At 51.6% G+C, this 25,275-nt stretch carries 26 protein-coding genes; 15 read left to right on the forward strand and 11 right to left on the reverse strand.

Going from position 1 to position 25,275, the window contains the following annotated elements:
- Position 1 precedes the first annotated feature (1 nt).
- From IE073_RS09445 to IE073_RS09455, 3 genes are all read left to right on the forward strand, one after another.
- On the forward strand, positions 2-1,090 hold the full coding sequence (locus tag IE073_RS09445) for a DUF2855 family protein (RefSeq protein WP_189584798.1): 1,089 nt from the start codon (positions 2-4) through the stop codon (positions 1,088-1,090).
- 9 nt (positions 1,091-1,099) lie between these two features.
- The gene (locus IE073_RS09450) at positions 1,100-1,936 is read left to right on the forward strand and encodes an enoyl-CoA hydratase-related protein (RefSeq protein WP_189584800.1); all 837 of its coding nucleotides are present in this window, start codon (positions 1,100-1,102) and stop codon (positions 1,934-1,936) included.
- A gap of 309 nt (positions 1,937-2,245) precedes the next feature.
- The gene (locus IE073_RS09455) at positions 2,246-3,292 is read left to right on the forward strand and encodes an AraC family transcriptional regulator (RefSeq protein WP_189584804.1); all 1,047 of its coding nucleotides are present in this window, start codon (positions 2,246-2,248) and stop codon (positions 3,290-3,292) included.
- A gap of 15 nt (positions 3,293-3,307) precedes the next feature.
- Here the strand turns inward: IE073_RS09455 and IE073_RS09460 are convergent, their stop codons facing one another.
- From IE073_RS09460 to IE073_RS09470, 3 genes are read right to left on the reverse strand one after another with little or no spacing between them, the layout of a single operon-like run.
- Positions 3,308-3,919: a class I SAM-dependent methyltransferase gene (locus tag IE073_RS09460; protein ID WP_189584807.1), complete on the reverse strand. Its 612-nt coding sequence runs from the start codon at positions 3,917-3,919 to the stop codon at positions 3,308-3,310.
- A 2-nt stretch (positions 3,920-3,921) separates the two neighbouring features.
- Complete coding sequence (locus tag IE073_RS09465) at positions 3,922-4,407, reverse strand: hypothetical protein (protein WP_189584810.1); 486 nt, start codon at positions 4,405-4,407, stop codon at positions 3,922-3,924.
- 11 nt (positions 4,408-4,418) lie between these two features.
- Entirely contained in the window at positions 4,419-4,928 is a 510-nt protein-coding gene (locus tag IE073_RS09470) for a hypothetical protein (RefSeq protein WP_189584812.1), read from the reverse strand.
- A 131-nt stretch (positions 4,929-5,059) separates the two neighbouring features.
- Here IE073_RS09470 and IE073_RS09475 point away from each other — a divergent pair, with 131 nt between their 5' ends.
- Together IE073_RS09475 and IE073_RS09480 are read left to right on the forward strand one after the other, a co-directional pair.
- Positions 5,060-5,365, forward strand: a complete 306-nt coding sequence (locus IE073_RS09475; RefSeq protein ID WP_189584816.1) for a DUF6958 family protein — start codon at positions 5,060-5,062, stop codon at positions 5,363-5,365.
- 238 nt (positions 5,366-5,603) lie between these two features.
- Positions 5,604-6,554 carry a carbon-nitrogen hydrolase family protein gene (locus IE073_RS09480; RefSeq protein WP_189584819.1) on the forward strand — a complete coding sequence of 317 codons (951 nt, stop codon included), beginning with the start codon at positions 5,604-5,606 and terminating at the stop codon, positions 6,552-6,554.
- Between the two features lie 5 nt (positions 6,555-6,559).
- On the opposite strand, the gene IE073_RS09485 is transcribed toward IE073_RS09480, so the two are convergent.
- The gene (locus IE073_RS09485) at positions 6,560-8,296 is read right to left on the reverse strand and encodes a carboxylesterase/lipase family protein (RefSeq protein WP_189584821.1); all 1,737 of its coding nucleotides are present in this window, start codon (positions 8,294-8,296) and stop codon (positions 6,560-6,562) included.
- 125 nt (positions 8,297-8,421) lie between these two features.
- Here IE073_RS09485 and IE073_RS09490 point away from each other — a divergent pair, with 125 nt between their 5' ends.
- A complete protein-coding gene (locus tag IE073_RS09490) occupies positions 8,422-9,495 on the forward strand; it encodes an NAD(P)/FAD-dependent oxidoreductase (protein ID WP_189584824.1) in 1,074 nt (357 codons plus the stop codon).
- Positions 9,496-9,520: 25 nt separating this feature from the next.
- Here IE073_RS09490 and IE073_RS09495 read toward each other — a convergent pair whose 3' ends face one another.
- A complete protein-coding gene (locus tag IE073_RS09495; RefSeq protein WP_233349967.1) occupies positions 9,521-9,766 on the reverse strand; it encodes a YdcH family protein in 246 nt (81 codons plus the stop codon).
- 202 nt (positions 9,767-9,968) lie between these two features.
- On the opposite strand from IE073_RS09495, the gene IE073_RS09500 reads away from it, so the two are divergent.
- Together IE073_RS09500 and IE073_RS09505 are read left to right on the forward strand one after the other, a co-directional pair.
- Positions 9,969-10,139 (forward strand): YdcH family protein, encoded by a 171-nt coding sequence (locus IE073_RS09500; RefSeq protein WP_189584827.1) that lies wholly within the window; start codon positions 9,969-9,971, stop codon positions 10,137-10,139.
- 133 nt (positions 10,140-10,272) lie between these two features.
- Positions 10,273-11,079: an SDR family NAD(P)-dependent oxidoreductase gene (locus tag IE073_RS09505; protein ID WP_233349969.1), complete on the forward strand. Its 807-nt coding sequence runs from the start codon at positions 10,273-10,275 to the stop codon at positions 11,077-11,079.
- Positions 11,080-11,168: 89 nt separating this feature from the next.
- On the opposite strand, the gene IE073_RS09510 is transcribed toward IE073_RS09505, so the two are convergent.
- Positions 11,169-11,834, reverse strand: coding sequence for a DUF1013 domain-containing protein (locus tag IE073_RS09510; protein ID WP_189584828.1), 666 nt, complete (start codon positions 11,832-11,834; stop codon positions 11,169-11,171).
- Positions 11,835-12,042: 208 nt separating this feature from the next.
- Here IE073_RS09510 and IE073_RS09515 point away from each other — a divergent pair, with 208 nt between their 5' ends.
- Positions 12,043-12,246 carry a DUF1192 domain-containing protein gene (locus IE073_RS09515; protein WP_189584835.1) on the forward strand — a complete coding sequence of 68 codons (204 nt, stop codon included), beginning with the start codon at positions 12,043-12,045 and terminating at the stop codon, positions 12,244-12,246.
- A gap of 136 nt (positions 12,247-12,382) precedes the next feature.
- Positions 12,383-12,943, forward strand: a complete 561-nt coding sequence (gene rcdA, locus IE073_RS09520; RefSeq protein WP_189584837.1) for a protease adaptor protein RcdA — start codon at positions 12,383-12,385, stop codon at positions 12,941-12,943.
- A gap of 108 nt (positions 12,944-13,051) precedes the next feature.
- Here rcdA and rpmE read toward each other — a convergent pair whose 3' ends face one another.
- Positions 13,052-13,273, reverse strand: a complete 222-nt coding sequence (rpmE, locus tag IE073_RS09525) for a 50S ribosomal protein L31 (protein ID WP_189584839.1) — start codon at positions 13,271-13,273, stop codon at positions 13,052-13,054.
- 174 nt (positions 13,274-13,447) lie between these two features.
- Here rpmE and IE073_RS09530 point away from each other — a divergent pair, with 174 nt between their 5' ends.
- From IE073_RS09530 to IE073_RS09540, 3 genes are all read left to right on the forward strand, one after another.
- A complete protein-coding gene (locus IE073_RS09530) occupies positions 13,448-13,786 on the forward strand; it encodes an ArsR/SmtB family transcription factor (RefSeq protein WP_189584840.1) in 339 nt (112 codons plus the stop codon).
- Between the two features lie 37 nt (positions 13,787-13,823).
- Positions 13,824-14,837: an ACR3 family arsenite efflux transporter gene (arsB, locus tag IE073_RS09535; protein WP_189584842.1), complete on the forward strand. Its 1,014-nt coding sequence runs from the start codon at positions 13,824-13,826 to the stop codon at positions 14,835-14,837.
- 625 nt (positions 14,838-15,462) lie between these two features.
- Positions 15,463-15,954 (forward strand): hypothetical protein, encoded by a 492-nt coding sequence (locus tag IE073_RS09540; RefSeq protein WP_233349971.1) that lies wholly within the window; start codon positions 15,463-15,465, stop codon positions 15,952-15,954.
- A gap of 33 nt (positions 15,955-15,987) precedes the next feature.
- On the opposite strand, the gene IE073_RS09545 is transcribed toward IE073_RS09540, so the two are convergent.
- The 4 genes from IE073_RS09545 to IE073_RS09560 form a co-directional block, all read right to left on the reverse strand.
- Positions 15,988-16,812 (reverse strand): inositol monophosphatase family protein, encoded by an 825-nt coding sequence (locus tag IE073_RS09545; RefSeq protein ID WP_189584847.1) that lies wholly within the window; start codon positions 16,810-16,812, stop codon positions 15,988-15,990.
- 179 nt (positions 16,813-16,991) lie between these two features.
- Positions 16,992-17,555, reverse strand: coding sequence for an elongation factor P (efp, locus tag IE073_RS09550; RefSeq protein ID WP_189584850.1), 564 nt, complete (start codon positions 17,553-17,555; stop codon positions 16,992-16,994).
- Between the two features lie 203 nt (positions 17,556-17,758).
- Positions 17,759-21,433, reverse strand: coding sequence for an ABC transporter permease/M1 family aminopeptidase (locus IE073_RS09555; protein WP_189584853.1), 3,675 nt, complete (start codon positions 21,431-21,433; stop codon positions 17,759-17,761).
- Positions 21,426-22,322, reverse strand: coding sequence for an ABC transporter ATP-binding protein (locus tag IE073_RS09560; protein ID WP_189584856.1), 897 nt, complete (start codon positions 22,320-22,322; stop codon positions 21,426-21,428). The genes IE073_RS09555 and IE073_RS09560 overlap by 8 nt, the downstream gene beginning before the upstream one ends.
- 206 nt (positions 22,323-22,528) lie before the next feature.
- Between IE073_RS09560 and gspE the strand changes: the two genes are divergently transcribed.
- Both gspE and gspF read left to right on the forward strand, forming a co-directional pair.
- Positions 22,529-24,034, forward strand: a complete 1,506-nt coding sequence (gene gspE, locus IE073_RS09565; protein WP_189584859.1) for a type II secretion system ATPase GspE — start codon at positions 22,529-22,531, stop codon at positions 24,032-24,034.
- 2 nt (positions 24,035-24,036) lie between these two features.
- Positions 24,037-25,263, forward strand: a complete 1,227-nt coding sequence (gene gspF / locus IE073_RS09570; RefSeq protein ID WP_189584862.1) for a type II secretion system inner membrane protein GspF — start codon at positions 24,037-24,039, stop codon at positions 25,261-25,263.
- Positions 25,264-25,275 lie beyond the last annotated feature (12 nt).

The raw sequence follows: 25,275 nt of genomic DNA on the forward strand, positions 1-25,275 counted from the left end.
TATGCAAACTCTACTCGTCAATAAAACCGATTTCGCCGATGTCTCAATTGTCAGTTACGACGAGGGTGAATTGCCCGATGGCCAAATCCGCGTCGATATCGGCCCCTTCGCCCTCACCGCGAATAATGTGACTTATATGGTGACGGGGGATCAGATCGGATATTGGTCAGTTTTTGATCCAATGGCCTATGACCTCACAAAAGATAAGGCGCAGGGCCGTATGCCAGTTTGGGGTTATGGCGTTGTGCGTGATTCTAATTATCCCGGTATCGAAGTCGGTCGTAAAATGTACGGCTTTTTCCCGATCGCAAAATCTATGGATATGCAGCCGGGTCGCTTGTCCGATCATGGTTTTACGGACATAGCCGCACACCGCTCTGGCCTGCACGGCCTTTACAGCGGGTATAGCTTTACCGATGCTGATCCCAGCTACGCCAAACATGTTGATCTTCAACCCGTTCTCCGCCCGCTCTTTACAACAAGTTATTTAATCGATGACTTCCTTGCGGATGAGGATTTTTTCGGGGCCGAACAAGTTGTCTTGCTCTCGGCGTCGTCAAAAACAGCCTTGGGTACAGCCTATTGTTTGAAGGCCAGCGGCAGTCGACCAGTCGTGGGTCTAACTTCAGCGGGCAATAAAGCCTTCGTCGAGGGCACAGGGTTCTATAACGAAACCTTCGATTATGATTCCATCACCGATATGAACCCAGATGTGAAAACCGTTGTTGTCGATATGTCTGGCAATATGGGCGTTATTCGTACTTTAGAAGATCATTTCGAGGAGAACCTAACCTACATCTGTCGCGTGGGCATGTCCCATTGGCAAGAGGCCGCCAAAGTTCCACCGAAACGTACCGCGACACCAACCGCATTTTTCTTTGCGCCTGATCGGGCGAAGAAGCGCATCGCGGACTGGGGACAAGCGGGATTTGCGGAAAACTTGGGTCGGCGTTGGATGCCTTTCCTCGACAGTGCTAAAGACTGGATGCATGTCGAAAATGCCCAAGGTATCGAAGCTGTTTTGGAAAATTACAAAGCCCTACTAAATGGGCAAAGCGGTCCGGATAAGGGCTATCTCTTCACCTTATAGGAGGCTGAAATGTCTTATACTTGTTTTGATGTCGAAATTGCCGATGGCGTCGCGCATGTGAAAATGAACCGCCCAGAAAAACGCAACGCGATGATTGCCGCGTTCTGGGAAGAGCTGCCGCGTATTGTGCGGGATATTGATGAAAATTCGAAAGCGCGCGTAATTGTACTGTCTTCAACAGGCCCCGTTTTCAGCGCGGGAATCGATGTCGGAATGTTCCAAGATATTGGTGGTGCCAAAGATAAAAATGCGCCGCAATATGGCGCAAGTTTCTACATTGATGTGAAACGTCTGCAGGCGTCATTGTCGTCGCTTGAAAATTGCCGCATCCCTGTTCTTACGGCGATCCAAGGTGGCTGTTACGGCGGTGGCGTCGACCTGATCACGGCCTGCGATATGCGCTATGGTACTGCCGATAGCTTCATCACGATTTACGAAATCAATGTGGGCATGACGGCTGATGTTGGGACATTCCCTCGCATCCTTAATCACATGCCCGAAGGTATCGTCCGCGAGCTCGCCTATACGGGCCGCAAGATGGGCGCGGAAGAATGTAAATCGCGGGGGCTGTTTAATGAAGTCTATGCTGATCATGAAACCATGATGAGCGCTGTGATGGACATGGCGCGTGAGATTGCGTCCAAGCCTCCGCTCGCGGTCTATGGCTGTAAACGCGCGATCACATATTCTCGCGATCACAGTACCGCGGATGCCCTCGACAATATCGCGATTTGGAACATGTCTATGTTGATACCCTCAGAAATGATGGAAGCCATGATGGCCGGGAAACAAAAACGGGCAGGGAACTTCAAAGACTTGCCGCCCGTCGAAACGAAAAAAGCTTAGCGATAAATTGGGTTGTAAAACGGGTTAGGCCGAAACGATGTTGTGCCCCACAACATGTCTCGGCCTAATGTGTCCACACTGGTCATGACGCGTAACTAAACGATGTTTAATGCGCGTCATGACCAATAACGTGGTTGCCCCACGGGATAATTTCTAACCGAATTTTGACGGCAAGGATTGTCCTTAACGATCATTTCATTTGTCATTTCTGATAATTTCTTTAAGGTTTAGTTCACCTTAAATGAGGTTACGGATGCAAAACTATAACGCGAAGTTGGTTAAGCAGAGAAGAATTGGGCGCATTTCCTGATGAAAATGACGCTTTCTTACCGCTACCTCAATACGAATCTGGGCTTACTTGCGGGATTCGGGTTTCCACGGGAAAAATCTCTCTCTTTACTCAATATTGGAGAGGACGCGTTCAAAAACCCTGACGCAAGATTGTCTGTTGAGCCTTTTCTTGAGTTACTCAATTTTGCTTCAGAGGCACTCGGTGATCCTCAGCTTGCATTACGCGTCGGGCATAAATTCCGTGTCGCGACATTTGCTGAGACGGGAAGTGTTTATGGATATTGCAAAAATCTTGAAGCCGTTATCAAGATGAACGACCAATATCAAAAACTGGCTATCGACGTCGGAAAAGTCACATTTGTTCAAGATGGTCCAGACCAAAACTTCATGGTCTTCTCGCCACATTACGAAGATATGGAACGATATCGCCGCATTACCGATGTAATCATGGGCGCCTATTTCGCGGCTTATCATTGGCTGTCTTGGGGGTCCGGCGAAGAAATTTTGGGTGTACAGCTCCCTTATGCCGCGCCAGAAAATTTGAAGACCCATGAGGCGATCTACCAAATTCCTATTCAATTTAACGCAGAACAAACCAGCCTGCAATTTTCAGATATCGCGATGGCCGATACATTGATGTCTTATAATCCCGAGCGGCTTGTGCGGATCAAGAAGCGATTGGACAATATGATCGGGCAGGGAGCCTGCACCAAGTCCTTTGACACATCTGTGAATGCGGCGATCCTAGCGGCCATAAAAAACGGTCATATAACCTCTCATGTGGTTGCAGACCGGATGGGATTGACGTGGTCAGCATTTCGGACGGCGCTGAAACGGTCAGGCCCAGTTTTCCGTGATCGGGTTGACGCGGTACGTCAGGGCCTTTTTCATGAATATTTGGCCGAAGGACAAAGCTTCTCTCAAATCGCCTTGGGCTTGGCCTATAATGATCAACCCGCCATGAATCGTGCGTTTAGACGTTGGTACGGCATGACCCCAAGCCAATGGAAAGCAGCCCGTCATTCAGGCGAATCATGCGCGTCGGTCGACACGCAGACTGAATAACCTATTGGTCCGTCTCTAAGTCGCGCGGCCCCAATAATTATACCCCAAGATTTTCGGCCCAGGGATATAGCCCTGTTTCAAATCATGGATCGTAAGGTCTGCTTGCGCAAAAAGTGCTGGAATATCTCGTCCGCTGTGACAGCCCCCTGCAATCTTCTTCCAGACGGGATCAATACGGGATTGCCAGCGCGATATCTTAGGGTCGGCAGCTTTCCCGTGCTCACAAAACAAGATCTCGCCGTCAGGACGTAGAATGCGACGCATCTCGCGCAAGGCTGCAACAGGATCAGGGATAGTGCACAGACTGTAGGTGACGACCACGGTGTCGGCAGTCTTATCATCTAATGGGATAGACTCGCCAGATAAGCCAATGCGCTCAATCGGGAAATCTACTGCGGCGCGACGTTCTGTGCTACGGGCCCAAATGTGATCATCTGGATCAACGCCAATCACGCCAGTAATCTGAGACGGGTCATAATGGGCCAAGTTTAGTCCCGAACCAATCCCAATTTCAACGACCTGTCCTCTGGCTTGAGGCACGACTTTGGCACGTTGTTTCTCAACTGGGCCAACACCGCAGGCAATGTCTAAACAGCGCGGTAAAATATGTCGGCTATAAAATCCCATCCTTAGCGCTTTTCAAACTGGATCGTATAATTGGCTTCCGTCTCCCGCAGCGTTAATTGAGTTTCCGTAAGCGCCAAAATTTCCGCTGATGAAGGCTCTGCGGCCAAAATGGTGTCTGCCATTTGTTGAGCGATAGCCGCCGCCTGCGGATTCCCGCTCGTGTTAATGACATCGGCTTGGGTGATCTTTTCGACCAGATTTGAATTTGTGATGGCCCATGTTCCCACGGCTTCGACTTGATAGGTCGATAGGTCCGCTGGGACATTACCGATCTTCAAGCGTGCGGAGGATTGAGACGTTCCATCGGATAAATACCGGATAGAGGAATCTGAAATTTCAAGGCTAACGCCCGCATCATCGACCTCGATAGATTTCGTTTGAACCCAATCGCCGACAATTAATTCATCTGCTGATGGGCCTACGCCGCAAGCGCTCAAAGCCAAGGCAGTGAAGAGGCCAAGAAACGCCTGTTTCAAATTCAATTTCATTTTCTGCTCCGTTATTTCCGACGATATACATCTGTCATCCCAAGATCGGTATCTTGCAGGATAAGCTGTTTCTTATCGGCGGCGACGATTGTCTTGACCGAGGCCGTCGTTCCCTCTGATTGTTTTTGTAAGGCGTCGGCCCATTGGACTGAAAGCGCGTCAACGGTGCGCGGCGTGATCAAGGTTGTCTCTGCGGTTTGAATCAATTGTCCAGATTTCAATTCCCATCGGCCGCGAAGATCGACATTCAAATCAATACCCCCTTCGGGTAAGCCTGCGCCTTGCAGATTTAATGCCCGCGACAAAGACCCTTCTCCATTTTGTTTCAGTGTTAAAACCGTGTTCGATGTCGTTGTCTGCAACCTGTCGGCCGACATAGAGACAGGTGTTTCCTGTATCCAAGTCCCGACTATTGCTTTCTCTACAGGCATCTCGCCTGAACAAGCGGCTAGGCCTGTGGTTGCCGCGAGGGTCGCCACCTTCAACGCGGTGAAGAAACGGAGGGTGAGTGCATTTGCCATGCTCCCGCCTAACAGGCGTCGGCACTCTGGCAAAGCGGATATCGACGGTATCAGAATTGTTTTCGGCTCCGCGATTTGGCATTTTTGGCGAATTAAGCTAAAAGACGCACCGCATTTGGGGGAATGGGATAATGAGTGAGCCGAAGGTAACGTGTTATACGCCTGCTGAAGGTCGAAACGCGGGCGTAAATATTCCGAAGTGGAAATATGATTGCATCCGCCGCGCCATTTTGGATGTGTTGGACGAAAGTGAGACGGCTCAAATCCGCTTCAAGGACTTGAATGATGCGGTGAGACTGCGCTTGACTTCCAATCAACTGGCGAAGCTGGGTTCCGTCGGATGGCATGTCACGACGGTGAAATTAAATATGGAAGTCGAAGGCGAGCTTGTTCGTGTTCACGGCGCTCGTCCTCAAACCTTACGCAAAGGTGTGTAGGCGCAAACTCTTCACTTTCATAGGCTCCCTTTTTTGAAGGGTCTACAGCCCCACATGACACAGGCTGACAGATAGCTATTATCCGACGCGGTTATGTTTTGGATTATGAAGTTGGCTTCGGTATTTTGTCGATAAGACCCAAACGCCTTGCACTCAAACCTATTTGTGTCCGTTACCCAGGAAGGCGTCGTTTCAATTATCCTTGGGTATAAGGTGAATGTCGCGTTATTCTGTTCCTATGACCGAATCTCTTAAACTCGCACTTCCCCAATTGGCCCCAATTTGGCTGTCTCGAGAGGGTGGTTTGGCACAGGTCATTCAAACAATTGAGCTTGCGCATAAAAGCGAGGCCGGGTTGATTGCATTTTCAGAGAGCTTTGTGCCCGGTTACCCATTCTGGTTGGACGGCACGGGCGGGGCGCAATTCGACAATGAAATGCAGAAGTCGATTTTTGCTCATTATGCTGATCAAGCCGTGACGATTGAAGATGGCCATTTGGACGGCGTCTGCGCGGCACTCGCCGCTGCGAACATGGCCTGTTACTTGGGCATTATCGAACGCCCCCGTGATCGCACGGGGCATTCGCTCTATTGTTCTTACGTCTACATCGACGCGAGCGGGACAATCCAATCCGTCCACCGAAAGCTGCAACCGACTTACGAGGAACGTCTCGTCTGGAGCCCCGGTGACGGGCATGGCCTCGTGACACACCGTGTGGGGGCATTTACAGTCGGCGGTTTAAATTGTTGGGAAAATTGGATGCCGCTCGCCCGCGCTGCGCTCTATGGGCAAGGCGAAGATTTACATATCATGGGATGGCCGGGAAATGACCGCAATACCCGTGACCTAACGCCGATGTTGGCCAAAGAAGGCCGGAGTTATTGCGTATCCGCCTCAGCGATTATGCGCCCGGAGGACGTGCGCGACGACACGCCTTTTGCTGATGAAATTCGGTCAGCTTTAGGCCAGATGCCCGCCAATGGCGGGTCTTGCGTCGCCGCCCCAGACGGAAGTTGGGTGCTAGAACCCATCGTCGGAGAAACAGGTCTGAGATTTTGCGAACTTGACCCCGCCTTTGTTCGACGCGAGCGACAGAATTTCGACCCTGCAGGCCATTACTCTCGTCCTGATGTCACACAGCTCACCGTTGATCGTCGCCGTCAAACGACGACGATCTTTAAGGATTAAGCCGCTTAATCATTCATAGCGCCAATATCGCCCGACTGGGCGAATTCCGCATCCAATTGCTGTAGCTTTAGCGTGAGCCCTGTTTCCAGAGCGTCGAGCTTTTCATTGCGAATATCTTTTTCTACTGCGGCGACGGGCAATCCGGTATTTCCAGAGAAATGCATCCAATTCTGACCTGAGTGTGGGTCCCAAGAGGGCACCCCTACGCCATTTGGATCGCCTGTCTTGGCAAAATTTGTCCAGGCAGCCACCATCATGTCGGTCAGTGCCTCATCATCTTCTGAAAGCCCCAAAATGGGTTCGTTGCTGTCGAAGACGAATGAGATTTCGGCCGCATGAAAGGCACCCAAGGTTTGCTTTTTAGACGGGGGCGTGCGCGAGAAATGATAGAGCCAGTTCGGTGCGCCTGTGGCCGCATTGGCCCGCGCCGCATAGCGGACGTTCACGCCGAAAATATCGTCGCCCATCATTTGAGTGCCACCCTCCATGAAGTCAGCCTCTAAATCGTAAAGTGTCGCCAGCTGTTGCCCTTGATCCGGGTAATGTTTGTTGAGCGCGGCCACCATTTTTGGCCCGCCCTGCGGCATGTCATCCTCCCAGACGGACGGTTGCGGATCATCAGGGAAGAAGAGCGTACCTTCATCAGAATTATAGCCGGAAATCATCGGAACGGCATTAATATCGCCGTCGCGGAACGCGTGCCCGACATTTTTCGGAAAGACATAGCCGTCACGAATATGGTGAAAGGCTTCGTCGGCTTTTTCCGGTAACTTAGCCATGATCTCGGTTGCCGGGATCGCGCGCAAATCTGCCGCTGTCGGATCGGTCAAACCCACTGCGTCGGCGACCTTTTTGCCCATGGAATAGCCGCTCGGCCAGCCTAGGCCTTCGCCGTCCATCTGACCAAGGTGATAGGTCGACGCGCCGCTTTGCAAGATGGCTTTGTGGAATTTACCGGCTGCTAGAGGACTGGCCATCAACTCCGTTACTGACCATGCCCCTGCGCTTTCACCGAAGATCGTGATGTTCTCTGGGTCACCGCCATAGCTGGCAATATTATCGCGCACCCAATCCAGCGCGGCCATTTGATCCAGCGTACCGTAATTCCCGGACACACCATTGGGATCAGCGGCCGAAAGGGCGGGATGCGCCATATATCCAAAAGCGCCCAGGCGATAATTAATCGTCACAAGAACAACGTCTTTCTGGACCAGGCCGTTGGACTGATAATAGGAAAAATCACTGGACCCAAATTGGTGTCCGCCGCCATGAATCCAAAGCATGACAGGCTGCTTTGTCTCGCCATTTAGATTGCCCGTGCGAACGTTCAGATAGAGGCAGTCCTCGCTAATCGGGGCGGGTGTCTGCGCGGCGACAGCTTTTTTGATCAAAAAGTTCTTGGTGCCACTCAAACCGTGACCTTCAATAAGGCGGTTGAAAAATCCGCCTTCGACGTCAGCGGGTTGCATACAGCGGTTCCCGAATGTGTCGGCAACGCGGGTTTCCGTCCACGTCGGCGCAGGCGCGGGTGGCGCCCAGCGCAGCTCACCCGTGGGGGCAGCCGCAAAGGGCAAGCCTTTGAAGTTATAAATCCCATCATCCTCTGTTGTCACGCCTTGGACGGGACCTTGGGGTGTCCAGATCAAGGCCGCTTCGCTGACGATTTCATCGGCGCTGCTACAGGCGACAAGCGCAAGTGCGGCCGCTGATAAAAAGAGAGAACACAGGGGTGAAAGTCGCATAAAATTATCTTTTGCCTAGTTACCTACGCTCAAGCGCGGAATTTTTCCTATGATTGGCCTGAAACCACAGTGATGACAAGCTTTCCGCCTTTCCGCCATTCCTGCAATTGTGTAGGGCGCGAGCCGTGACTGACGCGCCACATATCATTGTTATCGGTGCGGGGCTGATGGGGCTCTGCACAGCCGATGAGCTGACCCAGCGCGGCGCACGTGTAACCGTCATCGATGGCCGCTCTGGTCCGTGCGAAGGCACCAGTTTTTCTAACTCGGGAATGATCCATCCTAGCCAGGCCTGTAGCTGGGATCCAGATGCGCGCCAAACCCAGGCCGCGCTGGATGCTGCGCGGGTTTCGGTTACTTTGGGAAAGCGCTCTAAAACTTTGCTTCTTGAGAAAATGAAACAATTTGGCATGGCAGAGCGCGATGCCGGATGTATTCAGCTCCAACCAAGCTTGAAAGCGGCGCGCGCGATGCAGGCGTCCCAAAATGATCTGGGCGTTCGGACGGATGTCATGATGGGCATGGCCGAGAGCTTTGGTCGACCCGCTTGTTTCTTCCCTGAAGACAGCTCTGGCGATGCGCAGGCCTTTGGCTGTGCCTTAGAGAAAAATTTAGCCGCGCGGGCTGTGCGCTTTATCTATGACGCCGAAGACCTCGATTTGCGCTGCAGTGATGAGGGCTTCGCGGTCCGGACATCTGCGCATCAATTTCGCTGTGACCATGTCGTCGTTGCAGCTGGGGCGGGGTCACCTCAAATTCTGGTCAAGTTGGGCCTAAGACTGAACCTAGAACTGATCAGTGGCGCAGCTGCAGACTTCGCCTTGCCCACCGATGTAAGCGATTTTCCTAGCTGTCCGATCATGGACCGCGAAACACGATCGGCGTTGACAATTTTTGCCGATCGCCTTCGCGTTTCTGGTGGTTGGAACGTAACTGACCCCACAGCGCTCATTGCGCGTTGGACCGTAATCGCGCCGCATATATTTGAGCGATTAGATGCGCCCCAATCGATTTGGACCTCTCAACGCCCTGTGAGCCCCGTTGGTCGACCTTACATCAGCGCGACATCTATATCGAACCTGTGGGTCAATACGGGACATGGGCATATGGGGTGGACGCTTTGCGCAGGATCCGGCGAATTGCTTGCTGAGATGATCTTAGAGGAGCGACAAGACGGACGCTTCGCTTTCGCGGGTTAAGCAGGGATTCGGGCGACGTCGGGGGCTAGGCGATGATGTCTGGCGTGATCTGATTTTCAATAAAGGCAATTCGATCTTTCATCGCCAGTTTGATTTTCTTCATCCGACGAATTTTCAGCATGTCCATTACACCCGTCTCGGCGAGGGCCTTAATTTCACTATCGACAGCGCGATGTTCTGTGCGCAGGCGTTTGAGTAAAATTAGAAGCTCGTCATCAGACAGGCCCTCTGGCGTTGTTTCGTCAGGCATATCTGGCGTGAAATCGTCCATGACGGGCGTTTAGCCTTGATTGGAATAGGGCGCAATGTTTCTCGCCCCTAAAGAGAGCGCCGTGATTTTCAGCAACACGCGGATAATATTTCAGCTTTATTCACCCTCACCATGAAAATTTGTTGAGGTATTCAACTTGGGCGGGACTCTGGCGAAGATTTCTGCTAAGGTGAATTCATCAGACAAAAAGAAGGAGCCTAGGATGGCAGTAACAGCACATTTGGAAACATTGCAGAGCAAGCACACCAATCTGGAACAAAAAATCCAAGCTGAACTTCGAAGTCCGCTCCCCGACAATATACGAGTCTCGCAACTCAAAAAAGAAAAGCTGCACATCAAAGAAACAATCCAGCAGTTTTCACAATCCAACTGAGCCCAACATAAAAGCTTCGTCCTACATCTGTTGAAGGATGTGGCGACGGTCTATATGACGCCTCCACTGGCCCACCTTGCGTGGATCACCAGTGGGGGTTTATTTTTGAGCCTATGTTCAATCGAAGGAGGTCATGATGTCTGATCGGGTTTTCATTATTACAGGGGCCGCGCGTGGTATTGGATTCGCTTGCGCGCAACGTCTCGTCGAAGATGGTCATCGTGTTGTTCTGGCCGACCGCGATACAGACGCAGGTATGGCGGCGGGTAAAGATTTAGCAGCCGGCACAGAACGAGCAATATTTGTTGAATGCGATGTCGCCGATCCGCTTTCCGTTCACAACCTGATTGCCGAAACATTGGGCGCCTATAATCGCATCGACGGCTTGATCAACAATGCTGGTATTGCAGTTAAAGGTGGCGCGTTGGACATGAGCGTTGAGGATTTCGACCGCAATTTGGCAGTGAATTTACGCGGGGCTTTCCTTGTCTCCAAAGCCGTCGCTAAACATATGGTGGCCGAAATAGAAGATCGCTCTGATCGTTCACGCCTAACAGAGCGTCCTTACGCTATCGTCAATATGTCTTCAATTAACGACACGGTCGCGATACCTGACTATCTGGCCTATACGATCTCCAAAGGCGGGATGAAGCAAATGACGCGCGCCATGGCGATCGAGCTTGCGCCCTATGGCATTCGCGTCAACGGAATTGGCCCTGGGTCGATCAAAACAGAAATGCTTGCCAGTGTTCTGTCCGATGCCAGTGCGATGAAGAAAATCACGCAGCGGACACCATTGGGACGTCCTGGGTTGCCTGACGAAATTGCGGCCGTCGCGGCGTTCCTGCTCTCAGAAGAAAGCAGCTATATCACGGGTCAGCATATCTATGCCGATGGCGGGCGTCTGGCCTTGAACTACACGATGCCTGTTGACGAGTAAACTTTGGCTCAGTGGGTCTCCCGAAAAGTTTAGAGCAATAAAAAAGCCCGCTCGGTTGAGCGGGCTTTTTTTTAATCGGTTGTCTCGACTTAAGAATCCGAGTTGGGCTTGAACAGGCTTTCGAGCGTATGTTCAACTTTTGGTTTGTCCAATTCCAATGGCTTGGGCGCGGCGAGGGGCTCTAGGGGTGCGCCGCCTTCTGCTTCCAGTTTTGCTTGCTCCTTAGCGCGCTTCTCGGCGGCCTTTTTCACAAGCGCGTCGAGTTCGATCTGGCCACAGAGGCCAAGGCTCACAGGGTCAGTTGGGTTGATTGTGTTGATCTTCCAATGTGTCCGATCGCGGATCGCTTTGATCGTTGGCTTGGTTGTGCCGATCAGTTTGGAGATTTGTGCATCTGTGATATCCGCATGATTGCGGACGATCCAAGCAATCGCGTCTGGACGGTCCTGACGACGCGATAGCGGCGTGTAACGTGGGCCTTTCTTCTTTGTCTTTGGCTCGATTTTATCCGAGTCAAAGCTATTTGGCTTCATGGCGTAATTTGGATCCGCTTCGGCCTTTTCGATTTCTTCGCGAGAGATTTGACCATTCGCGATCGGGTCCGCGCCACGAATACCCGCGGCGACGTCGCCATCGGCAATGCCTTCGACTTCGAGAATGTGCAGGGCGCAGAATTCGGAAATCTGCTTGAAGGTCATACCTGTGTTGTCGATCAACCAAACGGCGGTGGCCTTGGGCATCAAAATCTGTGTCATGTCTTTCCTCCAAGAGGTCTATCCAAGTCAGAGCGAGTCTGAGCAAGAAGCAGGCATTAAAAAACCCCGCTCGGCGGGGTGGTTTTACCAATTTTTGACCTTGTGATCATCTATTGGTGCTCTGCACATAATAGATTAACATCCATTTGGCAAGAGAGCCCCTAATTATTCATTGGGATCAGGGCAATCAGGGCAAGGAGTGCGTTCAATGTCAATTTTTGGGGATGACCTGCCACTTTCTAGCACACAACCACCTACCCCAGGCGAGGATCTCTATGGTTTGTCAGTGGACGAATTAGGGACACGAATCGCGCTCTACCGAGCAGAGATTGTAAGATTGGAAGCTGAACGCGCTAAGAAGCAGGCTGAAACCGATGCCGCCCACGCAATCTTTGGTAAGAAAAGCAAGTAATCGTTAACTTTTGAGCTTCTGCAACGTTTTTGCGCACGCTGCGGCGTTGTTCTGGCGTGCGTCTTGCAAGTTCTCCCTCAACAGTGCCTTGCAAAACAGGGCGGCCCCAGACACACTGACCCAAGAGATAATAACCATGGCTGCTTCGCCCTTGAATATTCAGAAACATACATTGACCGACACGCTGACGCCGCAGGCGGAACAACGTTTGCTCGCGTTCACGAAATCAGAGCTTTTCGGAAAGACTTTCCGCGAGGGCATGGATTTGGTCGAAGAGACAGCGGCCTATCTGGATGGCCCTGGTCGTCAGGATTCCAAGCAACTTGGCCGCTCTGACGCGCTGACCTACGCCAGCCAATCCATGCGGTTGACGACGCGCTTGATGCAAGTGGCGAGTTGGCTGCTGGTGCAGCGTGCGTTGAAAGAGGGCGAAATGGAATTGTCTGAAGCCCGTGCTGATAAATACCGCTTAGTCGCAGAAGAAAAACCCGAAGGCACACTCAGTTTTTCTGATCTTGCCAAAGATGCCTATGCTTTACCGGCTCGTTTGCTGGATCTTTTGGCGCGCTCCGAACAGCTTTATGAGCGGATCATGCGCCTTGACCGCTCGCTCTATGGATCGATTGCGGCACAGGCCGGCAATACGGTTGCGGATCAGATTAATCGTCTAGAAGCCGCCTTTGGCCGTTCGGCCTAAGCCGCGCAGCTTTCAAAGCTAACCGCTCCCAAATCAATTGGCAGCTATACGCCCAATAAAAAAGGCTCCCCTGAGGGAGCCTTTTTGCATTTGCGATATGGGTGTCGACTAAGCGCCGAAACCTGCAAATTTGTCTTTAAAGCGTGACACACGTCCACCGCGGTCCATCAATTTAGCGTCGCCGCCTGTCCAAGCCGGATGAGTTTTGGAATCGATGTCGAGGACGAGCGTGTCGCCTTCTTTGCCATAGGTTGAACGTGTCTCATATGTTGAGCCGTCCACCATTTGCACAGTGATCATGTGGTAATCTGGATGAGTATCTTTTTTCATGGTCTTAGCCTTTGTCTGGTCACGGGATTTCATTAGGTGGCGATCCCGCTCGCGAGGGCGCGATATAGAAGCCAGATGGCGTGTCGTCAACAGAGTTGATTCAGATAGGAATAGGCCTCGGTGATGTGACCTCGGATGGTTGCTTTTCTATAATATATCTATAATTCCCGATATATGGATAAATATGAATCATTGGCTGCCTTTTCGGCTCTCTCAAATGCTCCGCGCTTGGATGCGTTTCGTTTGCTGATCAAGGCGGGAGAGGCGGGTTTACCGTCTGGTGAAATTGCAGAACGTTTGGGCGCGAAGCAGAACTCCACCTCGACCAATTTGGCGATCTTGCAATCTGCGGGTCTCATCTCTTCTGAGAGAGACGGGCGTAGCGTCCTATACCGCGCCAATATGGTAGGTGTTCGGGGGCTCTTAGAGTTTTTGATGGAAGATTGCTGCGGTGGTGCGCCAGAGTTGTGCGGCGCTGTTCTTGCGGAAATTATCTGTCGTCCGTCACAATAATCGACTTCGGCAGTTATGGATTATTGAGTGAGGTATTATGGGCATCTTTGAACGTTATTTGACCCTATGGGTCGCAGTCTGCATTGCGAGCGGAATTATCCTGGGACAAGTGTTCCCTGGGCTCTTCCAGAGCCTTGCAAGCCTAGAATACGCGAGTGTCAATTTACCTGTCGCGCTTCTGATTTGGTTGATGATTTGGCCTATGATGATCGGGGTGGACATATCTAGCTTGCAACGTGTCGGCGAAAAACCAAAGGGGCTGATTATTACCTTGATTGTGAATTGGCTGATTAAGCCGTTCACGATGGCTGCACTTGGTGTGCTCTTTTTCAAATTTGTATTCGCAGGCCTTATCCCGTCCGCTGATGCCGACGGGTATCTGGCCGGCCTGATCTTGCTGGGCGCGGCGCCCTGTACGGCGATGGTTTTCGTTTGGTCTCAACTCACAAAAGGCGATCCGAATTATACGCTCGCACAAGTTACCCTGAACGATGCCATTATGGTGTTTGCGTTCGCACCAATTGTTGCCTTTTTATTGGGAGTTACGGAGATTGTTGTTCCTTGGAAAACCCTGATTCTTTCCGTCGTCCTCTATGTTATTGTGCCGCTCTTTGCGGGACTCATCACGCGAAAAATACTCATAGACAAAGGCGGTCTGTCCCGCGTCGACGATTTCGTATCGCAGGTTAAACCTGCGTCAATCGTCGCTCTCTTGGGAACGGTTGTCCTGTTGTTTGGATTTCAAGGTGATGCCATTCTTGAACGTCCGTTGATCATCCTTTTGATTGCAGTTCCAATTCTCATCCAATCTTACTTAATTTTTGCGCTGGCCTATGGTGCGGCTTGGTTGTGGAAGGTCCCTCATAATGTGGCTGCCCCTTGTGCCATGATCGGCACCTCCAATTTCTTCGAATTGGCTGTCGCCGTCGCTATCAGTTTATTTGGATTGAACTCAGGGGCGGCTCTGGCAACCGTCGTTGGCGTCCTTGTCGAGGTTCCGGTCATGCTTTCACTCGTCGCATTTGCGAACAGAACGCGGAAAGCATTTTAAGCAGTCGGAGCTATTTTTGGCAGATGCCACTAAGGCCTCTGCCGCAAAGATTTGGCGCGTACTGATTTTCGTGCGGCGGGCGTGAAAAGATGGTCTCGGAATAATGGTCCCGCCGAGAGGCGGGCCTAAAATACTATTTTTCAACGTCTTAACGCTCAATCAAAGAGAATAATCCCCGGCCTTAAATCCCGTGGTACCTTACACAGGTTCTTTCGAACATGGGACAGGTAAGTGATCATTGGCTGACTGGTTCGAAGGACGGTGTGCCTATCTGCATGTGGTAATGCATATGTAGCGGGGCCTGAGGGTGTGAGCTGAACTGCCTGGAACGGCAGGAAATAAATTCCGGCCGCCTTCCGCAAAACACCGCTGCGTGGTTGATATTCGCGTAAAACACTTTTTCTATTCGGTACTCCGTCGCGCGTATCGACCACGCGGACTGTCCCGCTTAATATTTTGTCGCTCCCATGTTGGAACCCTTGTTTCACCCTGGGCGATGGGAAAAGACGCTTGTTATGATGAAAGGAAATCCTATCCTGCATCTATGTAAACAGTGAAAACTCTAATGCTAAACCTCATCCAACATCCACAATCTTTTAAAAGCGGCACGCGTGTTTTGCATTTAGTGTCCCGTAATAAGGATACGCATGTGCGAGAGCGGAGTGGGCTTGCGATCACGCATTCGGTTGAGCAATTTGACGGTAAGCTCGAGCAGTTCATGTCTTTGGCGCGTCCCGGTCAGCGGATCTATGCCTCAGCGGAACCGCGGGATGTGCCCAAGGCGATACGGGCTTTTAAAATGGCGCAATTGGATGCGGATTATGACGCGGACTCGACCGCATTTTATCGCAACATAGAGGCACGTTGGGCGTCGGCCTTGATGCAACCCTCCCATGCCGTGAAGGGCGAAAAACTCTGGTTGATTGATTGCGATACCGACGCCGAAACGACGCTAGCGCGCGCAGCATTAGATGAATTTTATGACCAGGACTTTGTCTATGATTATGCGTCAAAAACTGGAACACATATATTGACCAAACCATTTAACTTGACCAAATGTCTTCCAACATTTCAGAATCTGATCCACAAAAACGCGTTGATGTTGTGGGCCTGTTAACGGGGGTGTCCTGGCCCCCATTTGAGTTTTTAATTAAACGGCCAAACGCTCTTTTAGCATTGGCAGCAAGACAGCGTTGGAGACGAGGGGATCGCCCGTATAGGCAATGTCGTCTGCGCCAGAGAGGCTTTCGACAACGCATCCAGCTTCTTGCGCGATAAGGAGGCCAGCGGCCACATCCCAAACGGCGAGGTCGCGTTCCCAATAGCCGTCAAAACGCCCTGCCGCCGTGGCGACAAGATCAAGACTGGCCGCGCCCATTGTGCGCACGCCATAGCTGGAGCCCATAACTTTATGCAATTCCTTGAGGAAGCGCGCATGACCTGTCCGACCAATAAAGGGCGTGCTGGTCGCGAACAGGCTTTCTTGGAAAATATCGCGCTGGGCGGGACGTAAACGACGGTCTGCACCGCCACGTGTGCCGTCATTGACAAAGGCGCCTTTGCCTTTCTCAGCCATAAACATTTCATCCGTGATCGGATTATAAACCATGCCCGCCACAACCTCGCGCGGATTGCCGTCAATCTCCCGTTCGAGCGCAATGGAAATCGCGAAATGTGGAATACCATGCGCGTAATTCACTTTGCCTTGTAGCGGGGCAATGATGAAACGATGGGTCTTGTCAGAGCCCGTAATCTCGCCGCCTTCTTCGAGGAGGAAACCATAGCCAGGACGACCCTCGGACAACATTTCAACAATCGTGCTTTCAGCCTTAATATGGGCGCGGTTCACGAAATCCTTCGGACCCTTCCGAGCGATTTGCAAATGCTCGACTTCGTTGAAATCGCGCAGCAGGTTGCGGGACGCTTTGCGCGCCGCGTCCTGCATGATGGTCATGATAACTGACATTCCGCTCATGATTTTTCCTTATTTGCGAGATATCGCATAGAGATAAAAAAGTAACTTAGAAGGGCGCCAAAAAATAGCCCAATGGGAAGGAGATTAACGTGAGGGTTCGCTAAATATCGGCCTACCAATATGAAAACGATGGGAACGCCTACGCCAAATATGAGGATCGTTTTGACGTTATCCCACACTCAGTCAGCTCGTTTCACATAGGAGCCATCATTTGTGTTGATGACCAGTCGCTCGCCTGCATCGACAAATGGCGGCACGTTGGTGCGTGCGCCATTAGAGAGGGTTGCAGGTTTGAATGAGTTCGCGGATGTTTGCCCTTTGACGACAGGCTCAGTTTCCTCAACCGTGAGGATGACCTGTTCTGGTAGGGCCACCGTGATCGGACGCTCTTCGTAAAACTCGACTTCCACTTCCATGCCATCCGTTAGGTAAAGAGCTTGGTCGCCCACGAAATCAGCTTGCAGATAAATCTGCTCATAATTCTCGGCGTTCATAAAGACGAGCATGTCGCCTTCGGGGTACAAATACGTATGCGTCTTCTGATCAAGGCGGATGCGTTCCACAGTTTCAGCAGAGCGGAACCGCTCATTGAGCTTACGTCCGTCAAGGAGGTTCTTCAATTCGACCTGATTAAAGGCGCCGCCTTTACCTGGTTTGACCGCGTTGCATTTCACCGCGACCCAGAGCGTGTCTTGGTGCTTGATAATATTGCCGGGTTTGATTTCATTGCCGTTCATTTTCATGGGGTCGGCTCCTTGTAGGCTGTACGTCGCGCGGGCCTTATCAGCGCAACGTCATGCGGGCAAGGCGCAGTAAGCATGGAGAGTCGACATGCGGATTGGCTGAACAACCAGACTTAGTACAAACGAGAACGGCCGTTTGGCGCAAATCGCAATTTTACGAAATGCGCCAATCGGCCGTTCTGTTGATCGGGTTTGAAGCGAGGCTAAGGCTTAAAGGCCGTCGTCTCACCGATTGTTTTAACATTGTCATCGACATTGCGTTCCAACATCAAACGGCGCGGATCAAGCGCGATATGGGTTGGCTTTTCGGCAACATCGAAACTGAAGACTTGCTCTGACTGGGTCACGCGGACTGTTTCTAAGGCTGTCCATTGGCTCCAGAGCTTCTTCGGCTCTTGCAGGTAGATACCAATTTCGAGGGGTTCATTCAGAACCTCTCCATCCATGTCAGCCCAGCTCTCAGCTGTTTCCATGTCCTCGGTCTTGATCTCCTTGTCCAGAGCCACAGGAATTGTGACCTTCCATGTTCCATCGGCATTTTCGGTTAGGGTCGGTCCAGCCTCGCCAAAGCTAAACTTCCACCACACCATGCGGTCCCATTGATCCGTGATCAGCTGGTCATATTCTGGGCCTGCGGCCTCACGAAGGACGTTGGTCAAGGTTTTAGTCGTCGGATAAGGTGGGCCCTTAAGACCATAGTCGTCTAAAAAGCCTTTCATCGCGTCACGCATATTTTGCGGGCCGATGTAGTTCTTCAAACTCCAAAGCACCCAATCGGCTTTGTTGTAAACGAGATATTGCTGATTGCGGGCTTTGGATAAAGGCACCTCTTTCTCGCGGTCCAGAAACGCTAAAGCTTGCATTTGCGCGATGGTTCCATTCTCCAACGCGTAATGCGCCTTGTCCCAGCCATACATTTCTTCGTAAGCGTCCATTGCCGCATAAGAGGTCAGACCTTCCGATAGGACGTTAAATCCACGGCTAAAGCCTGGGACGATTTGATGAGCAAACCATTGATGACCCATTTCGTGCATCGTCGTCCAAGATGCATTGTCGAGGGTTTTAATGTCATCTGGATCGCCTGAGTTCATAATAAAACCCGCTTCTGCATAGGGGATTGTCCCGGCGAAGGCTTGGGCGAATCCGATGAACGGGACCTCCATAATGCGGACGTAATCATACTGATAAGGTGAGAAATGCTCGGTGTAATGATTCAAGGAGAACTGCGTGGCTTTGACCATGTCTTGCACAGAATAGTCATGGTGCGCGGCATGATAGACATTGATTGGAATGACTCTGCCATCAGGCGCTGTCCAGCTATCTGAGGTTACGGCATATTCCCCCGACAACATGGAGAAGAAGTTGCTGATGGGTTGTGTCGTTTGATAGGTCCGGCAGGTTCGGCCGTCCTTCGTTTCTTCCGAAATCAAATTACCGGGCGCGATTGGAATTTGCGGAGCTTCCGTACAAATACGGCCCTCAAAGTCGATCATATCCGCAGGACCCGTAATCGTCCCGAACAGGCTTAGATCCGATCCTTCAGCGGTGGGTTCAGGGAATTTCTCTAATTCCTCTAATCCTAACTTACGGCGTTTATTGGTGCTTTGGATCGAGAGATCAGGCGGCCCGAAAATTGGAACGACACGAGGGCTACCGCGAAAGCCCGCGTAATTATTCATGAAGGTTCCGTTTTTGGAAATCGCACTACGATCCGAAAGGCGGGGCCCGTGCAAGAAGACCTCAAAGTTCAACTGCACTGTTTGACCCTCAGCCAGAGGCGGAGAGAATTTGAATAGGCGCACATCATAATCATTGATCGTCTCAATGCTGTCGCCATCCATGTTCTCGCCGGTGGTCACTTCTGTGGCCCCCTCAATAGTCAAGATACGCATGTCTTCCGTGTGTGAGGTCGAGGGTTGAACATAGAGTTCGGTGATGGGCGTGCCGCTGGAATTTTGAAGCTGCATGGTGCCAGAAATAACGGCTTCTTGACGAGACGGGAAAATCTGCGCGTCGACATTCACGGCCCGCGTATGCGGACGCGGAAGCTTCATTTCAGTGGCGAAAAGTTTCTCGCCTTCAACCTGACGGGCTTCGCGGGCCTTTTGGTTGTTCCAGTCGACTTTATCATAAGCCTGGTAAATATATGCGCCCGTACCAATAAAGCCTGCAATGGCGAGTGCAAAAATACCGCCCGAAACAGGACTCAGATTATCGCGTAGGTTCTCGATCCGTGTCAAAAGACCTGTCTGCAAGCCTCGTCGAGACAGCCAAATACCCAGCACGGCAAAGGCCAAGACGAACATGCCCCAGTAAGCGTTGAACCATCTAAAGGCGATCCAATTATTATAAGGGGAAATTTCAGATACTGGGCCTGGGGATGTCCCACCGAAGCCCATCAAAGGGTGGTAGAAGGGGAGGAGTCCAATGAAGAAGGTTGCCGCCAATATACCGCCCGCCGCAAGCATGCCGACAATTCGGTTTGGCGCAAAAATTTGAACGATCATGGCTAATGCGCCCAAGAAGAAGTAATTCGGAAAGACGTTCAAAAATGTGTATCCAAAATAGACGCCAAAATCGATGGGCGGACTGTCGGTGACCAGTTGAATGGCCATGCTGATCGCCATACCGATTGCACAGAGCGTGAAGAGTACCGCAGTCAGGGCCGCCCATTTAGCAGCCAAAAGGGGCCAGTTTGAAACGCGGGTCGAATCCAACAACTCATTAAACTTAGCCGACTGGTCGCGGAAGGTGATTTCCCCCGCAAAGAAGGCCGCAATCAGAACCATTGGAATTGCAAAAGCTGTGAAACCCACTCGAGACATAATCATCGAGGTCGGAATCAGTTTTTGCGGGGAGAAGAAGACCGAAATGATGATGATAACGGCGAAGAGGGCTGTCGCAAGGCTCGCTAGAATTATAAATGGAACAGACCGGACCGTCGTTAGATATTCAAATTTTAACCTTGTCCAAAATGCCGATACATCAGCTATGATGCCAGATGCTTGGGCGACACCAGTGTAAGGGGCGCCCGTCGCAACCATTTCTTTGTCTCGGTTCAATTTCGTTTTGCCCGTCAAAAGACCGCGCTTAAACTTCCCGAAGACTAAGGCCAAAGTGCCTATGGAAATAATACCCCAGACAAGACGATTTAACCCGACATATCCCGTCAGCGGCAAAATTTTGGTGTTGCGTTCATCAGGAGACCAGAAGTTCGTGTCCAAGCTGTAGGCCATGCTGCCAAAGGGGTCGGTGACGGCTTGCACCCATTTGGGTGCATCCACTTCGGCTGTCAGGCCCACCATGATGGAATAGAAAAACAAGCCTATCGCAGACACCAATACAAGTACGCGGTTTTGCGTAAACCCGGCAATCAGCGTGAAAAATGCCGTGACGAATAAGGCGTTGACGACTGTAAAGATCAAAAACGGTTGGAGATAATAAAGCGGACGAACTGGACCCAAGGTTTCAGCATCAAGGCTTGGGCTAAATTGCGCCAAAAACTGTGCCAGCAAGAACACGAATGTCGAGGCCACAATCACCATGAATATACCTGACATGCGCGAAAGCGTCATATCGCGCGTGGTGACAGGTGTCGCGTGAATGATCTCCAGCATGTTTGATGTCTTGTCCCTCAAGACACCTGTGACAGTAAAAATGCCGCCGAAAAATATGATTGGAAGAAAAGCGCCAGAAACGCCCGCGGCGATCATCTGAGCGCCATTGGCTTTTAGGCGAGAGCCTGAAAGCCCAGAGCCGATAACATCAGGGAGCAGGGTAGAGAGCGCCCCGTAGATTACCATAACCACCATGACGACCCAAAAGGCAATCTGCTTGGACTGATATCCTGTTTCAAATTTGAGGAGTTGCTTAAACATTCGCAAGCTCCAGAGTCTTATCCGCAACAAGACCGTGAAGATGGGCATGATAGGCATCTTCGAGCATAACATCAGCCTGATCCCAGCCCGCACCGGGAGAGCGCGTGTCCAGAACGGAAACGATCACACCGCCCGAAAGGTGTCGAGAAGACAGGAAATTGTCCTGCGTTTTAACCTTAGCCGACTCCTCTTTGGTCACGCGCTTCCGCCAGACTTGGCCGTCAATTCGCGCAACTAAAGCTTCTGGGGCTCCACGCGCTACAATCTGACCAGCCCCCATAACGGCCATATCCGTGCAAAGGTCGCGGACATCTTCGATAATATGGGTCGAGAGAATGATGATTTTTGACTCCGCTTGTTCCGATAGCAAATCGAGGAAACGCTGACGCTCTGTTGGATCAAGGCCGGCTGTAGGTTCGTCGACAATCAAGACTTTCGGGTCACCGAGTAGCGCTTGGGCAACACCGAAACGTTGTCGCATACCGCCAGAATAGGTCGCGACATTCGCAGAGGAGTGGGTGAGAAGATTTACATGTTCTAAAAGCGACCGGATCTGAGTTTCTCTCGCGGTCTTGTCCGTTATGCCTTTTAAAACGGCGATATGGTCCAAAAGCGCTTTCGCACTCATTTTTGGATAGACCCCAAAATCTTGCGGAAGATATCCCAGCGTGGATCGCATGGTCATCGGATTTGCGACAATGTCGACTCCGTTTAGGTGGATCGAACCGCTGTCAGGTTTTTGTAGTGTTGCGAGCGTCCGCATCAACGTAGATTTCCCTGCGCCATTGGGCCCCAGCAGGCCAAAAAGGCCAGGTTCAAGATTTAGTGAAACGTTTTTCAACGCGTGTACGTCCCCAAAACTCTTGGATATATTCTGAATGGACAACATGGTATTTCCCCGAACGCTAACGAATTACAGTCTTGCCCCACTCTAAGCATGACCCTTATCGAAAAACAACATATAATATCGATTAACGATAAGTGTGGGGTCTCATCGTCGGTCAGCTCGTTCCCTCACGTCGCGCTCAAACGTCTCCGATTTGTCACTTAGATTTGCTTCCCTGAGCCGCCTCAACGCGCTAGGTTGGACGCAATATGAAAACCGAAACACCTGCTATTCCTTCGACGTCACCACCATTGTCTTATGCCTTTGCGCGTTTGCATGGCGTGATTGTGGCCGAGGGTGACGCGGGCGTCCCTGTTCTTGCACATCGCCCCGGCGTTGCGCGCGAAGCTCTATTGGAGGCGCGCCGTGTTTTCGGCCGACCCATTCGACCCGAACCGATGGATGCAACGGCTTTCACACATTTGATTGCGAAGACTTATGCGCAATCTGACCTGAATAGCTCGGCGGATGCGGCGATTGGAAATCCCGAAGACTTATCGCTCCTCGCCTCAGGTCTACCCAAATCATCCGACCTTTTAGACGATGCCGATGATGCGCCTGTTATTCGCTTGATCAATGGAATTTTGCAGGAGGCTATTCGGTCTCGCGCCTCAGATATACATGTGGAGCCCTATGAAGAACGTTTATCTGTCAGGTTCCGTATTGATGGAACTCTAACCGAGAAACTCTCGCTGCCCGCGCGTCTTGCGCCAGTTTTGGTCAGTCGGGTCAAAGTTATGGCGCGCTTGGATATTGCCAATAAGCGCATCCCGCAGGACGGACGTTTTTCCTTTAATCTTGGCGACCGCCAGATTGATGTACGAGTTTCAACTTTGCCAGCGCGCCATGGCGAACGACTTGTTATGCGGATTTTGGAAAAAGATAGTCAAGGCATTGGCCTGTCAGAACTCGGCATGGATGCCAACATGTTGACGGATTTCCAAACCATGCTAGCGCGCCCCAATGGCATCATACTCGTCACGGGTCCGACGGGCTCGGGTAAAACAACAACACTCTACGGTGCGTTGTCGCGGTTAAATGATGGTACGCGGAATGTGCTGACGGTGGAGGACCCTGTTGAATATGCGCTGGACGGGATTGGCCAAACTCAGGTGAACGACAAAGTCGGTATGAGCTTTGCGGCGGGTTTGCGCGCTATTTTGCGGCAAGATCCAGACGTGGTGATGGTCGGTGAAATCCGCGATCCTGAAACCGCCGAAATCGCAGTGCAAGCCGCGTTGACGGGACATCTTGTTTTATCGACCGTACATACAAATTCCGCCGTCGCCGCCATTGCGCGTCTGCGAGATATGGGGGTGGAGCCGTTCCTTTTGTCTTCAACTGTTACCGCTCTGGTGGCGCAGCGTTTGGTGCGCAGACTCTGCGAGCATTGTAAAAAGCCTTACCAACCCACCGCTTCAGAATGTGCGGAATTGGGCGTGAAATCTGGGTCGACGTTCCATAAACCTTCGGGCTGTATGAAGTGTCAGAATATCGGATATCAGGGTCGGCTTGGTCTCTATGAGATGGTCATCAATGACGATACGCTGCGGCAGATGATACATGACGGTGCTTCGGAAACCGATATGGCGACATATGCTTTTAAAACGCGTATGACACTTTTGCAGAGTGGCGCAGACGCTGTGCTGTCAGGGGCGACAAGTTTTGAAGAAGTGCTCCGCGTCTGTTCGGCCAACGTCGCAGAGACGATTTAAAAATGGACGCGTTTGATTACAGCGCATTGGATGCCAGCGGCATCAAACGATCTGGTACCTTGATGGCGGGAAGCGCTCGTGAAGCGCGGGACCTCCTGCGCGCACGTGCACTGACGCCACTGGATCTAAACCAATCTCGAAAGAAGGGGGCTAAAACAGGAGTCGTCGCGGGCTCAAAAAATTTCGGGTCGGGTAAGATCAAGCACACTGAATTGACTCGGGCCACCCGACAGCTCGCAATTCTGATCGATGCCGCTACGCCCATTGAAGATGCCCTGCGCGTGACGGCACTTCAATTTGAGAAATCGCCAATGAAAGGTGTCTTGCTCTCTATCCGTTCACAGGTTGTGGAAGGCGCGACATTGTCCCAAGCGCTGCGCAGTCAACCCCAAGCCTTTTCGGAGCTTTACACGGCGATGGTATCATCGGGCGAAACGTCAGGGAAGTTGCCAGAGGTTCTGCTCCGTCTTGCGGATGATTTGGAAGCTGCTCAAGCAATCCGCCGCAAGATTGCGGGCGCGACAGCATATCCGCTTGTTCTGACGGTTGTCGCTTTAGTCGTCATCGTTGTCTTGATGATTTTTGTGGTCCCGAAAGTCGTTGAACAATTTGATACCTTTGGACAAAAGTTGCCGCCGCTCACGCGCGCGACGATCTGGTTTTCTGAATTTTTGCAAAACTACGGCCTTATCCTTTTTGGACTGTTGGTGGCGGTATTCTTTGGATTTCGTTTCGCTTTAAAAACCCCTCGCATTCGGCGGCGCTGGGACGGATTTAAACTCCGCATACCTTTGACGGGGCGATTGCACCGCGACGTCAATGCCGCGCGCTTTTCGCGGACGATGGCGGGGCTGGTGGGCGCTGGAACGCCAGCTTTGGCAGCTATGGACACAGCCCAACATACGCTGAGAAACAGCGTGATGCGCGATGCCATGACGGGCGCGGTAGAACGTGTTCGTTCGGGCGCGCCTATGTCGGCCGCTTTGAAAGAAACAGGCGTTTTCCCACCACTCGTCACGCAAATGGTCATGGGCGGGGAGGCCTCTGGCGACATGGGAAAAATGTTCGCCAAGTCCGCTGACTATCTAGAGGATGAATTCAACGCGCAGACGACTGTCTTCCTGACACTGTTAGAACCTGCCATAATAATAATGTTAGCAGGAGTTGTTCTCATGGTCGTAGCCGCTATCTTCTTGCCAATCTTGCAACTCAACACGCTCGCCTATTAAGGAGCTTTGAAC

The sequence above is a fragment of the Litorimonas cladophorae genome (assembly GCF_014652455.1).
Classification (GTDB): domain Bacteria; phylum Pseudomonadota; class Alphaproteobacteria; order Caulobacterales; family Maricaulaceae; genus Litorimonas; species Litorimonas cladophorae.